General features: G+C 41.6%; 10 protein-coding genes and 1 pseudogene. 9 read left to right on the plus strand and 2 right to left on the minus strand.

Translation table 11 applies throughout. From position 1 onward, the window contains the following. Positions 1 to 21 precede the first annotated feature (21 nt). The 4 genes and pseudogenes from CDG79_RS12410 (at position 22) to CDG79_RS12430 (ending at position 6,975) form a co-directional block, all read left to right on the plus strand. The gene (locus tag CDG79_RS12410) at positions 22 to 2,202 is read left to right on the plus strand and encodes a CHASE2 domain-containing serine/threonine-protein kinase (protein WP_094342409.1); all 2,181 of its coding nucleotides are present in this window, start codon (positions 22 to 24) and stop codon (positions 2,200 to 2,202) included. A gap of 349 nt (positions 2,203 to 2,551) precedes the next feature. Beyond that, a pseudogene (locus CDG79_RS12420) lies at positions 2,552 to 3,931 on the plus strand (RNA-guided endonuclease InsQ/TnpB family protein). A gap of 737 nt (positions 3,932 to 4,668) precedes the next feature. Further along, positions 4,669 to 6,516, plus strand: coding sequence for a group II intron reverse transcriptase/maturase (ltrA, locus tag CDG79_RS12425; RefSeq protein ID WP_094342445.1), 1,848 nt, complete (start codon positions 4,669 to 4,671; stop codon positions 6,514 to 6,516). A gap of 240 nt (positions 6,517 to 6,756) precedes the next feature. Next, positions 6,757 to 6,975, plus strand: coding sequence for a hypothetical protein (locus CDG79_RS12430; protein ID WP_094342411.1), 219 nt, complete (start codon positions 6,757 to 6,759; stop codon positions 6,973 to 6,975). Positions 6,976 to 7,146: 171 nt separating this feature from the next. Here the strand turns inward: CDG79_RS12430 and larC are convergent, their stop codons facing one another. Next, on the minus strand, positions 7,147 to 8,430 hold the full coding sequence (larC, locus tag CDG79_RS12435) for a nickel pincer cofactor biosynthesis protein LarC (RefSeq protein WP_094342412.1): 1,284 nt from the start codon (positions 8,428 to 8,430) through the stop codon (positions 7,147 to 7,149). A gap of 86 nt (positions 8,431 to 8,516) precedes the next feature. Between larC and CDG79_RS12440 the strand changes: the two genes are divergently transcribed. The 3 genes from CDG79_RS12440 to CDG79_RS12450 all read left to right on the plus strand — a co-directional run bounded on the left by CDG79_RS12440 (position 8,517) and on the right by CDG79_RS12450 (position 11,697). After that, positions 8,517 to 9,176: an L-threonylcarbamoyladenylate synthase gene (locus CDG79_RS12440; protein WP_094342413.1), complete on the plus strand. Its 660-nt coding sequence runs from the start codon at positions 8,517 to 8,519 to the stop codon at positions 9,174 to 9,176. Between the two features lie 508 nt (positions 9,177 to 9,684). Next, a complete protein-coding gene (locus CDG79_RS12445; protein WP_094342414.1) occupies positions 9,685 to 10,905 on the plus strand; it encodes a HetZ-related protein in 1,221 nt (406 codons plus the stop codon). Between the two features lie 315 nt (positions 10,906 to 11,220). Then, the gene (locus CDG79_RS12450) at positions 11,221 to 11,697 is read left to right on the plus strand and encodes a PD-(D/E)XK nuclease superfamily protein (protein WP_094332732.1); all 477 of its coding nucleotides are present in this window, start codon (positions 11,221 to 11,223) and stop codon (positions 11,695 to 11,697) included. Here CDG79_RS12450 and CDG79_RS12455 read toward each other — a convergent pair. Next, positions 11,694 to 12,527, minus strand: a complete 834-nt coding sequence (locus CDG79_RS12455) for a DNA adenine methylase (RefSeq protein ID WP_094342415.1) — start codon at positions 12,525 to 12,527, stop codon at positions 11,694 to 11,696. The two genes, CDG79_RS12450 and CDG79_RS12455, sit on opposite strands and share 4 nt — an antisense overlap. A gap of 165 nt (positions 12,528 to 12,692) precedes the next feature. Between CDG79_RS12455 and CDG79_RS12460 the strand changes: the two genes are divergently transcribed. Then, positions 12,693 to 12,899 carry a DUF751 family protein gene (locus tag CDG79_RS12460; RefSeq protein WP_094342416.1) on the plus strand — a complete coding sequence of 69 codons (207 nt, stop codon included), beginning with the start codon at positions 12,693 to 12,695 and terminating at the stop codon, positions 12,897 to 12,899. Positions 12,900 to 13,015: 116 nt separating this feature from the next. Further along, a complete protein-coding gene (rbfA, locus tag CDG79_RS12465) occupies positions 13,016 to 13,435 on the plus strand; it encodes a 30S ribosome-binding factor RbfA (RefSeq protein WP_094342417.1) in 420 nt (139 codons plus the stop codon). Positions 13,436 to 13,732: the final 297 nt, after the last annotated feature.

The raw sequence follows: 13,732 nt of genomic DNA on the forward strand, positions 1-13,732 counted from the left end.
AAGTAAAATATATTTAAAGAAATGGTTGTGAATTTTAAAAGTTTATTTAGACAGCCAGTTATTTTGTCAAGTGCGATCGCTACACTTTTACTAGTAGGCATTCAAAAACTTGGGGTTTTCGAGCCTCTAGAGATGAAGGTCTATGACCAGATGATGCAATTACGTAGCGACCCCGGCCCAGACTCTCGTCTATTGATTGTTGCTTTAACTGAAAAAGATATCCAAAAGTGGAATTGGCCCCTATCTAGCGAACTTCTAGACCGACTGTTAGGAAAACTTGAAGCTTATGAACCGCGAGCCATTGGTCTAGATATTTTCCGTGACTTACCAGTACAGCCTGGTCATGAAAAGTTGCTGCAACGCCTACAACAGAGCGATATCATCATTCCTATTTGTAAACATTCTGGTTCTAACAATCCGGGAATAGCACCGCCAAAAGGGGTTGAAGCAGAGCGAGTAGGATTTAATGATGTTGTAGAAGATACTGATGCTACAATTCGTCGCAACCTATTATTGGTAAGTGCAGAAGAATCCGATTCTTGTCAAAGTACTTATTCTTTTAGTTTACAGCTAGCACTCAAATACTTAGAAGTTGGAAACATCCGACTAGAATTTACCCCAAAAAAGGAACTACGACTACGAGATACTATATTTAAACCCCTGCAAAGTAACGCTGGCGGTTATCAGAAAGCAGATACAAATGGCTACCAAATTTTGCTTAATTACCGTTCTGGTCATCAGATTGCCCAGCAGGTAACTATTACAGAAGTACTTGAAAATCAAGTTAAACCAGATTTGGTGAAAGACCGCATCGTTTTAATTGGTTCAACAGCTAATAGTTTAAATGATATTTTTAATACGCCTTTTGCTACTGGTAAATCAGATAATTCTGGCAAATTGGCAGGAATTGAAATTCATGCCCACAGTGTTAGTCAAATTCTTAGTGCTGTTCTTAACAAACAGCCTCTATTTTGGTTTCTACCTGAGTGGGGGAAAGTCCTGTGGATATGGGGATGGACTGTAGTTGGTGGGTTACTGGTATCGCGGATTCAGCATCCGCTAGGCTTAGGACTAGCAGGAGCAACAGCCCTTGCAGTGTTATTTGGAGGCAATTTTGTCATTTTTACCCAAGCTGGATGGTTCCCAGTAATCCCTCCGGCGTTGGGGTTAGTATTTACCGCCGGCAGTGTCCTTGCGTATAGCGCTTATCAAACAAAGCAAGAACAACAAGAAATTACCCAACGGGTTCAAGAACACCAACAATTAATTGTGGAATTGCAAGGTCTTTTACGGCAGCGCGGCGATGCCTTAAATGAAGCACCAACTGTAATTGCTGATTCCATCGGGCAAGATATTGCACTAGGAACCCTACTAAATAACCGCTACCAAATTACTCAAGGCTTGGGTTCTGGAGGATTTAGTAATACTTATTTGGCTGATGATATCCAGCGTCCTGGTAATCCCCAGTGTGTGGTTAAACAGTTGCGTCCCCCCCGCCAAGATGCAGAATATTTAAATGTCGTCAGACGATTATTTGACGCTGAAGCAGAAATTTTAGAAACTTTGGGTAAGCATCCACAAATTCCTCAACTGCTAGCTTTTTTTGAAGAAAATCGGCAATTTTCTTTAGTGCAAGAATTTGTGAGAGGACATGCGATGGACAAAGAGCTAACCTCTGGGAAGCGACTAAAACAAGCCGAAGTTGTGGATATGCTCAAAGAAGTTTTACACGTGCTTGTTTTTGTGCATAGCTATGGCGTAATCCATCGAGATATTAAACCTAGTAACTTGATTAGGCGAGAATCAGATCGACATATTGTTTTAATTGACTTTGGTGCTGTTAAGCAAATTCATCCTCAGCAGCAAGAAGCTCAGACCATTTCAATTGGTACTCCTGGTTATGCACCTTCTGAGCAAATGAGCGGTTTGCCAAAACTCAACAGCGATATTTATGCGTTGGGAATTATGGGAATTCAGGGTTTAACTGGAGTAGACCCTAGAGAATTTCGCAGAGATATAAATACTGGTGAAATAATTATTCAAGGCGAAGCTGATGGCAATCAACAGATTTGGCAACATTGGCGCGAACTAACTGACGCTACAAACGATTTAGTGATTATTTTAAATAGAATGGTACATTTCGACTTTACGCAACGATATCAGTCAACAGCAGAGGTGCTAAAAGCTCTCGAAAGTCTTTAGCTGAAACAAAAAGAAGCCTCTCGCCTACCCGAAGGGAGGCGATGAGATGAATTTTTGGGTGATGACGAGTTGACCCCTAACCAAATCAAACCACAGGTTTGACTGGTCTTGGGGTCGTTCGCGGAGCGTCTCGTAGAGAGGAGGAATCACCATTTTCAAGTTTTAAAGAATCAATAAAATCCTCAATAATTCTTGTCATAGTCATATCTTTTTGAATTGAATACAAGCGTAATTTATTTAATCGCCTTTCCGAGATTCTCAAATTTAATGACTTGTTTTTCATAATTATCTATACATTGTCTGTACGTTTATGTTATCATAATAGGAGGTCGAAAACAAAGGGTAAAGAATGAAAATCTCATACCAATACAAAATCAAGCCAACAAAAGAACAAGCGGAAAAGATTGATAAAACACTGGAAATGCTGCGTTGTCAATATAATTATTTGCTTGCTCAAAGGTTTGACTGGTATGAGATGAATCGTTGTCCTGTTGATAGATGCCCGTTAATTTGTCATCTGCCAGAGCTAAAAGAGCAGCCTAACTACTACAATCAAAAAGCGTCTTTGGTTCAACTTAAAATAGATAGACTCTGGTACAAAGAAATCCACTCTCAAGTGTTACAGGAAGTTCCTAAAAAAGTTGAACTGGCAATTGAAAGATGGTTAAAGAGTGATGTTAATGGCAAAAAGTCAGGTAGACCCAGATTCAAGGGCAAAGGGCAATACAAAACATTTACATATTCCCAATTTAAGAGTCATCATTTTGTCAATAATAGAATAATGCTCTCAAAGATTGGGAATATTAAGGTGATTGTTCATCGCCTAATACCCGATAGCGCAAGCGGTAGCGACGTAGGAGCGTCTGGGTTTGACATCAAAACTGTATCTGTCACTAAAAAAGCTGATGGGTATTATGTTACTTTGAGTTTGGATGGTAAAACCGTACCAACTACTAAGCCTGATTTCAAAGCCAATAATATTGTTGGAATTGATGTTGGTCTGATTGATTTCTATGTAGCTTCTGACGGATCTAGAGTCAAAGCACCTAAATATCTACGCAAGGCTGAACGCAGATTAAAATCAGCGCAGCGTAAAGTATCAAGGCGTAAAAAAGGTTCTAACAGACGAAAGAAAGCTATTAAAAAACTAGCTATTCAGCACAAAAAGGTTGCGGATACTAGAAAGGATTTCCACTTTAAAACAGCGAAAAAACTGCTTGATAAATACGATGTGGTGGCTGTTGAAAAGCTGAATATCAAAGGACTTGGCTTATCATGGCTGGCTAAGAGTATTAATGATGCCGGGTGGGGACAGTTTGTAACGATACTTTCAAACAAAGCCGAGAACGCTGGTCTGAAAGTGATAAGCTGATGTGCATCTAAATTGTATAGTACGAAAACGTAAAATTATTGTAGTGCGGGCATCTTGCCCGCATCGCATATACAAATTAAATACGCAACAGCTTATCTGTCAATCCAAGCGGCACGATCCAAGAATGTTCTAGTTGTGGGCATAAAGTCAAAAAGCCACTATCTCAAAGAATGCACAATTGCCCTAATTGTAGTATCAGTTTGTGCAGGGATCTAAATGCTTCTTTAAACATAAAGGCGCGTGGGACACACGCCCTCAAAGCTCAATTAATGTCTTCATAGAAGAGTCGTTGAGAAGCCCACACTCACCCTGAAAGGGGAGTGTGTGGAGTATGTCAGTGCGATTCGTTCAGTCTAAACCTGAAAAGGAGGACGGCTGGCTTTGGTTGAGTAACCCATTCCAGGGTAGAGTTCGCACTTTAATCCTCAACCAATGACAACTCAATATCCATGTAGGTGAGGAAATCTAGCCGAGCATTAGCCTAGACAGCTAGAGGAGAAAGGGAAATATTCAAATGATTAACTTGAATCATAACCTAATCAGAATACACCAAGTCCTACTGTCCCGGTGCGGGATTAAAAGCACACAAAGTACCAGAAATCTGGTAGCCCCTACATCCCAGATTGATTATCAAAGGTGTAAAGCGGGGGTGAAAGCAGGAATAGGTGGTAATTGCTGAAAGCACCTACTGCAAGCAAGAGTCTATGGGTAGAAAAGCAAAGTGTTGTTTAACCATCGTCACTCCACGCCAAGGGCTATAAGCTAGTGGCACAAGCCACACTCTTGGGTCGGGAAAATCCGACAAAGGTAGAGACTATCAGGATTTGACGACCGCGATAGCGCACCACTCAAAACCTCGGTGGAGAGACACGCCCTAAAGACTCAATTATGGATACTGGGAACGAAACAACCCTTCATGTTCTCCTGAAATTGGTAACAGGTAGGCATCAGCCATAAGACATGAGGGCGCAGGATGACTCAAGAAGCAAAATGCCTAACCCGAATTAACGGGTAATGCCTTAAAAGGGATGGCGTAACTTCCAGGATAAGCAGACGTGAGCCGCAGTGTGGGAAAGCTAGAGGTAACAGTAGCTATGAATAAGCCTAATTCGGATTCAGAAATGAATATCGAGGGATGGAAAACAATCAATTGGCGACAAGCTGAAAGATATGTTTTCAAGTTGCAAAAACGCATCTACGCTGCTTCCCGCCGTGGTGATTTCAAGCAATGCCGTAAACTCCAAAAGACGCTGATGAGGTCTTGGTCTAATAGATTATTGGCGGTACGACGGGTTACACAAGACAACCAAGGCAAAAAGACGGCAGGTGTGGACGGTACTAAATCACTGCCCCCAAAAGCACGCCTTGAACTGGCAGGGCAATTAAATCTAACTGGCAAATCCAAACCTACCCGTAGAGTATGGATTCCAAAACCAGGAAGAGAGGAAAAACGCCCATTAGGAATACCCACAATGTACGACCGCGCACTACAAGCCGTAGTAAAAGCTACGCTTGAACCAGAATGGGAAGCAGTCTTTGAATCAAATTCCTATGGTTTTAGACCCGGAAGGTCATGCCACGATGCGATTAAAAAAATTAAACTCTGTATTCAACAGAAGGCAAAATACGTGCTAGACGCGGATATAGCCAAATGTTTTGACCGCATCAACCATGAAGCACTGCTCCAAAAGTTGAACATCAAGGGTAAAGCCAGGCAACAAATTAAATCCTGGTTAAAATCTGGGGTGATAGACAAAGGAGCATTTACTGCTACATCTGAGGGAACGCCGCAAGGTGGGGTAATCTCTCCACTTTTGGCAAACATAGCCCTCCACGGTTTAGAAAATCACCTGATAAAATACGCAGAAACACTACCTGGAAGAAAGCGGGATAACCGCGAGAATCTTGGATTTATAAGGTACGCAGATGATTTTGTGGTTCTCCACAAAGACAAAGCCGTTGTCCAAAGATGCCGAGAAATTATCTCGGAATGGTTAGCTGGTCTAGGACTTGAATTAAAACCAGAAAAAACTCGGCTAACTCATACACTCAATCATAAGTTAAGTGAGGATGGTAAAGCCGGATTTGACTTTCTCGGTCATCACATCCGACAATACCCCGCCGGGAAATACCGGAGCAATATAAATACTCAAGGTACAATACTAGGTTTTAACACCCTCATCACCCCATCCGCGAAGGCAAGTAAGGTGCATCAAGAGGAAATCGGAAGAATCATCACAAAACACAGGTCATCGCCTCAAGTGGCATTAATCAAAGACCTTAACCCTGTGATAAGGGGATGGGCTTCTTTCTATTCAAACTCCGACGCTCAAAACGTTGGAATACTTCCCAAACAAGACCACCTCACATACCTGAAACTTCGACGATGGGCAAAACGCCGATGTGGAAACATAAATGATGGACACATCAAATATTGGACTTCCATTGACGGTGACAACTGGGTATTCGCAACCAGGGAGGGGAACGCGAACCCCCTTCGGTTACTAAAACATAGGGAAACAAGTTGCAGTAGCACTGACTATGTAAAAGTTAAAAGCGATAAAAGCCCCTACGATGGCGACACAGTTTATTGGAGTACAAGACTAGGAACACACCCCCAAATGCCTAATCGTAAGGCTAAGTTGCTAAAACTTCAAAAGGGTAAATGTCCTTGGTGCGGCTTAAGCTTCCAAGAATGGGATGTTTTAGAAGTAGACCACAAAATCCCCAGAGCATTAAGCGGTAAGGATGAATACAAAAATCTGCAACTATTACATCGGCACTGCCACGACGTAAAGACCGCAATTGACCTAAAAGAAATTAGGAAGAAAGACCACTCAAAATTCCGAGAGAAACTTTCTCAATTCTGGAACAAATCTAACTGGGAGTGGATACATGATATTCCTAATTTCATAAGTCATGCTGTCAGGAAGTCCGAATGACAAATGGATAACACATTGAGTAGCCGTGTGCGATGAAAGTCGCAAGCACGGTTCCGAATGGGAGGGGTGATGCAGTAATGCACACCTCGACCCTACCCTAATCAATTAGCTCACCCGAATGGGTGAGGAATAAATCAACCGATCGGGCGGTCTGAGTGTAGGAAGTTAAGACTGAACAAAAAATGAGAATCTATTATTCAAGAAAGCTAATTGCACTTGACTAGAAATAAAAATAATTTTATGAAACTCTCAATTTTGATAGATTCTGTATTAATTGTCACTTCTATTGCTTTATTGCCTGGAATCGGTGGCGCTCAAACAACTACTAACAATAGTGGCAAATCTATAGCTATTAACTCCAATAATTTACCCACTTCTTCTACAAAAGTCAGCGACCTCAAACCCGTTTATGCTGTATTTCTCGCTCATCAAGGAGGAAAAGCTTCTGTTTCCCCCTAATCACCATCCCATTAGCAAAAATTACTTTAACCCTTCCAATATTGGAGGGGTTTTTAGTTGGTGCTGGCTCTAGTGCATTGGTGTCAAGTTAATGTAAAAGCGATTCTCAAATAAGCTTTTATAGGTTGTCTGCTTCTCAGTCAGAGACAGAAAAGGAGGAACGAAGAGATTTTAACTATTAACTAAATACCAACGCTGTAGCGCCAACCGTTGAATTTCACGCCAGGGAATATTATGTTTTCGGGCTAACTCTGCACAATCTTCATATTCTGGTTGCACGTTAGCAATAACTTTTTCTGGTGATTGTCCTTTCCATGCTACTTTGACACGGACTTTGCCATATTCAATTTCCACATGTTGGATTTCCCGTTGTAAAATGGCACGTTGCTGAGTTGTTCGCCGAATACCCAAAGTTGTAGTTTCACGAAATATAACCCTTTCACAACTGAGTAAATTTTCTGGATGACAAATCACAGTCAGCAAAATCCCTGGACGGGACTTTTTCATTGCGATCGCTTGGGTAAAAACATCCACCGCACCAGCAGCAAACAACGCCTCAAACACATAGCCGATCGCTTGGGGATTTAAGTCATCAATTTGGGTTTCTAGTACTGAGATGGTTTCTAAATTTGAGCTACTATCTTCAGAATCGCTGAAATTTGACTGTAAACTTGTGCTTTCGCCCAGCCAGAGACGTAAAATATTGGGAATGGGTAAATTTATGGTTCCTGCTCCCAGTCCTATTTGCTTAATAGCGATCGCGGGTGGTGAACCAAAGTCTCTTACCAAAGTAGTAGCGATCGCAGCTCCTGTTGGTGTTACCAGTTCTCTATCAATGCCGTTACTATAAACTGGACAACTCCGCATTTCCCACAGCTTTAATACTGCTGGTACTGGTACTGCCATCTGACCATGTGCAGCCCGAACAGTACCGCCACCAGTGGGGAACGCCGAGCAATAAAGTAGGGGCAATCCTTCGTCATTACTTTCAATTCCCAGCCAATCTAACCCCAGGCAAGTACCCACAATATCTACGATCGCATCTATAGCACCCACTTCATGAAAATGAACTTTTTCAGGAGAAATGCCATGCACTGCCCCTTCTGCCACTGCTAACTGTCGGAATACCGCCAAACTCCAAGCTTCTGCCCGTGATGGCAACCCCGCTTTGAGAATCATTTGCTCGATTTCTGGCAAGTGGCGTGTGTGATGGTGACTGTGTTCGTGGCCGTGGTGGTGATGGTGACGATCGTGTACTAAATCCACATGGACTTTAGTCGCCTGCTGGCCATTCCGTTGGACAAACTCCGCTCTTAACTGATATTCCTGTTCAATACCCAACCCATTGAGTTTTTCAATTAAATACTCCACAGGAACACCCAAACTGACCAAAGCACCGAGGCACATATCACCAGAAATTCCTGTCGGACATTGAAGATAAGCAATTTTATTCATAATAAATTAGTCATTTGTCATTAGTCATTTGTTATTTTCCCCAGTCCCCAATCCCCATTCCCCATTCCCCATTACCCATTCCCTCTATGGCAAAAATTTTCTCAGTTCATCCGGATAATCCTCAAATGCGACGAATAGAGGAAATAAAGTCGGCGCTTTCTAGTGGCGCAGTCATGCTTTACCCTACTGATACAGTTTATGCGATCGGTTGTGATTTGAATGCTAAGTCGGCGGTAGAACGAGTGCGGCAAATTAAACAGCTAGCAAATGATAAACCACTGACATTTTTATGTCCCTCGTTTTCAAATGTGGCAACTTATGCCTTCGTAAGTGACACAGCCTATCGGATTATGAAACGCCTGATTCCAGGGCCATACACGTTTTTGCTCCCAGCAACTAAATTAGTACCGCGATTGGTGCAAAGCCCCAAGCGGAAAAGTACTGGAATTAGAGTCCCAAACCATACTGTGTGTTTGGAGTTGCTGGCAGCTTTGGGTAATCCAATTATTTCAACTTCAGCACATCTGCCAGCAGATGAAGCAGACAATGGAATGATTCGGATAGATCCAGAAACTGTTCAGTCACGGGTAGAGCTATTTGACCGTTTGGATAAGTTGGTAGACATAATTGTAGACACTGGCGAAGAACCTACTTATGAAGTATCTACGATTTTGGATATGACGGGAGACGAAGCAGCAATTATACGGAGGGGTTTAGGTTGGGAAGCAGCAGCAGCATGGGTATAAGAATTCCGGGACTGAGAATTGGGAATTGGGTACTGGGGAAAAAATTCTTTTAAGATTTGGTTGGGGTATGAATCCACATACTCATCTTCCCAATCCCCAGTCCCTAGTCCCCAGGCCCTACATCACAAGCACACCTCTCCTTTTCGGAAATTGCGATCGAAGTGACTCCAGTTTTTAAATTGTCATATTCCAAAGCGATGTCTACGATGGGCGCGGACGCAATAACAGGATGGTGGTAAAAGTCGGTACAGCAAGAAATTTGACAACTTTCAGAAAATGGTGGGTACTCATGTCCCCGCTTCAATGTGATGGCTTATGAACAAACCGACACATTGCCATAACTGTAACTCTCTCGTATTTCCTACAGTTTTATATATGAGCTTTAGATGTGAGCATTATATACGGCAAGCCTTAATGGATGAATGCCCAAAGATTCATAAGCCTTGGCTAGCCTTGATTGCTGTCTCTGCGTTGTAATTACGGTGCAATACTACTCCCTGGAAAAGTCATGAAAGCTAACGTCGTTAATCTACCAAACTCTACACCTATTTTTAATAACCACCTTTCGACCGAAGAATTTTCAGACAGCAGCAGCGAAACCTTAATTGAATTGCTGTGTCAGGAAATGCAAGCGCAAGTGAAAGCAGCACCCAGGTGCGTAGAAGCTTTAGCAAACCGCATAGCCGTAGAAGTAGAACGCATTTGCGACAAAAGCTCGCGTATCCAAACATCTGGCGAAATCAAATCCTGGCAGATTACGTTGGGAAGGCATCGGATGCAAAAGTGCTTACGCTACTACCAACTAGGTTCCAAACAAGGACGGGTGGAATTACATAGTAATTTGGGTGCTATGGTTTACCGCCATGTAACTATATCTGGCTCGGAGTTGGGCTTTGATGCTCGTTACAGCCTAATTGAAGATTTTTTACAAGCATTTTATATCGAAGCTATCAAAGCTTTCCGCAGAGAAAACGAACTACCTAACGATCACACACCGCGTACTCAGCTGCAATTAGCTGAATACATGGCCTTTACAGAACAGTACGCCAAACGCCGCATCAATTTACCTGGTGGTGCAAATCAGCAATTGATTATCTTACGCGCCCAAGGTTTTGCTCGTCGTCAGCCCCAAGAGACTACCGTGGATATTGAAATGGCGGTAGAGTCAGCTAAGGGTGAAGAAGCAGAATCTTATCAGCGTAACTCGGCGGTGCAACAGCTGCGATCGCAAATGATTGCCCAAACTAATTTCGATCCATCTGAAGAATCAGAACGCGATCGCGTCATCACTGAGTTGATGAAATATCTGGAGTCTCAAGGTCAATCTGACTGTATGAACTACCTCAGCTTGAAACTTCAAGACCTCTCAGCCCCAGAAATTGACCAAATTCTCGGTTTAACCAGCCGTCAGCGCGATTATCTCCAACAACGGTTTAAGTACCACGTAGAAAAGTTTGCTAAACAACACCATTGGCAATTGGTACATCAATGGTTAGGCGCAGGTTTAGAGCAAAAATTGGGTTTATCTTCCCAGCAGTGGGAAATTTTTGTGAATCAACTCACAGAACAACAACAGCAAATATTACAGTTAAAAACTGCAAGACAAACTGACCAAGCGATCGCTAAAACCATCAAATGCACCCCCAAACAGTTACAAAAGCGCTGGACTCAACTGTTAGAACTAGCATGGTCTATCCGCAACGGTCATACCGAAGCACAGACCGGTTGAAGCTAAAGTGAAATAACTAAAATTTATCCAAGCTAAATTCCCAGTTATTTAGAGAGGTTAGAAAAAAGTTTAAGGGACAAAAAGAAAAGGGAAATTCCATTCCTTTCATACTCCCTGAATTAGTAACTAGTTTCTTACCCCAATTATTAATACATTTGTATTTTTTTAGTACAAGAGTACCAAACTCTCAGATTTTTTACCCATTAATCCAACCTTGTTTAGTCAAAATAAAAAATTCATATTAAGCAACTGACCCTTTTTTACTACTTCTGTGAAATCCTATAATAAACAGGACTTTTGGCAGAGGGATTGAGGATGGCTCTGACTCAAGGCGGACGGGCAAATAAGTCTGGGAATATTTTAGAAGGAAATGTAGAAGCAATCTTAAATGGGCATAATTATTTTCAAGTCGGTAACTATGTCCCAAAAGAATTTATACTGAATGCTGCTTTATTACCAAAACGTTATGGAAAAGAAGTTTATATTGGGACTGGAATTTATCATACCGATTTGAAGGTTGATTTTTATGTTGTTGGCTCATCGGCTATGCCATCTGGTTTAATTTTTGAGTGTAAATGGCAAGAAAGCCCAGGTTCTGTTGATGAAAAATTTCCTTACTTGAACATGAACATCCAGAACTATTACCCTGCACCAACTATCGTCATTTTAGGCGGGGAAGGTATGCGAGAAGGCGCAAGCAAATGGCTAAAAGCAAGAGTTAATGATAACCATAATTTATTAGCAGTTTACAGCTTAGACAGATTTATTGCTTGGGCAAATAAAAATCTTTAAAAGGATGTAATTAATAGTTCGTCAATCATCCCTCTATTTTTTATATTGGAGTTAATCGAGCGGGCTGCTTTTATTTTATAAGTTTCAAAGTTGATATCTTTATAAATATTTCTAATAAATTCACTATCAGAATTACACACCATAACCTTGACACCACGATTTGCTAACTCTGCACAAGTATCTCTTAAGAGTTCTTGGTCTTTTTTACTAAAACAATTTTGACTATAAGCAGTGAAATAGCTAGTGTCACTGATAGGATAATAGGGTGGGTCAAAAAATACAAAGTCATCACTGCTAGTTGCATGATTTAGGACTTCTGTAAAATCTGCTTGTTTAATTTCTGCATGAGAAAGCGCTTCTGATGCTGCTTGCAGTAAAATCTCAGAACAAATATTGGGATTTTCATATCTGCCTAGAGGCACATTGAACTTTCCCTGTGAATTGACTCGATAAAGACCATTAAAACAAGTCTTATTAAGATAAATTAGACGAGCCGCTTTTTCTATATCTGTACCACCAGAGTGGTTTCTGACACTATAATAATAATCTTTATTATGCCGATACTTATGCTCTTTCAATAGAAAAATTAATTCATCAGCATGACATTTAACACAACAATAAGTATTAATTAATTCGGCATTTATATCAGTCAAAGTTGCTATGTTTGGTTGGAGATAGAAAAAAACAGCACCACCGCCTAAAAATGGCTCATAGTAATTTTTATAACTCTTGGGAAAATAAGGAATATATTGTTGTATCAATCTACTTTTACCCCCTGCCCACTTCAAAAATGGACGCGGGCTAGTTTCCTTGGGAATTTGAATTACCATTTACTTGCGATTTAACTGAAAATAATCGTGACTAAATAAAGCCAATATAACCGACAAGCTATATTTTATATTAGCTGGCTAATTTTCCGGCTGCATAGATTACAATTAAGTGGATAAAGCATATCAAAACAAACGTAAGTATATAACAAGGCAGTTTAGATTCAGATGTTTGATGGATTTTGGGATAACGTCTTTCGCTACCCCCGGTACTTAATTACGATCGTCTTAGGGCTGTTTTTGAACACTTTTGAGCCATTAGTGCCACTATTGAAGCGCCCCGTCACTTTGATCGCCATCTTGGGTTTATTTGTGAGCAGTTTAGTCTTCCTTACTTTCACCCTACGGGCAATGCTCGGTTTAAGTACAATCTAGACTAGCGCTATATCGGTGCTATACCTCACAGATGGTTACTCTTGGCGTTGCTCCCGCTAAGTACTGTCTACATCTATTTTTTTGTCGTACAACCTCTGTCAGGAGGCGAAATTTTTATGGCTACAAATCGCCGGGTTTCCCGCGTTGCAGAATTGATCAAACGGGAAGTTAGCCAAATGCTGCTCAACGGCATTAAGGATGACCGTGTGGGCACAGGAATGGTAAGTGTTACTGATGTTGATGTTTCTGGCGATCTCCAACACGCCAAAATCTACGTCAGTATCTATGGTACAGATGAAGCTAAGGTAGAAACAATGGCAGGCTTAAAGTCAGCCACGGGTTATGTCCGCAGCGAACTTGGGGCGCGGGTAAGGCTACGTCGCACACCAGAAGTCATTTTTCTCGAAGATCGCTCCATAGAACGCGGTAACAAGGTACTGGCACTACTAAGCCAACTCAATCATGAACGTCCGCCAGAAAATCTGCTCCCAGGAGAAGACAACACCGATCAAAACGATCGGGAATTCTCCGAATAAGTAACTAAAACAACAATGTAACTTCAGAACAATTAATCTCAGCAAATCCGCCAAACAGTTTACAGACGTGACTAGATCGCGTCTGTTTTAATGTAACCATAACCTACTTCAGCCATCGGTAGTTGCATCTACATGCTTTTTGTTTGCCTTGGTCAATGCTAAGGAACAAGGGTTTAAAGACCTCCATCGAATTCTTGTACCTTGCCAGAAGCTAACGCAACAGTGGCTTCAAGTCATTGGTAACAGAGCTTTAGCTTTGTCGTTCAGCGTCCCGCAGGGAAGTGTAGGAGTCAAATC

This window comes from Nostoc sp. 'Peltigera membranacea cyanobiont' 232, from assembly GCF_002245985.1.
GTDB lineage: Bacteria > Cyanobacteriota > Cyanobacteriia > Cyanobacteriales > Nostocaceae > Nostoc.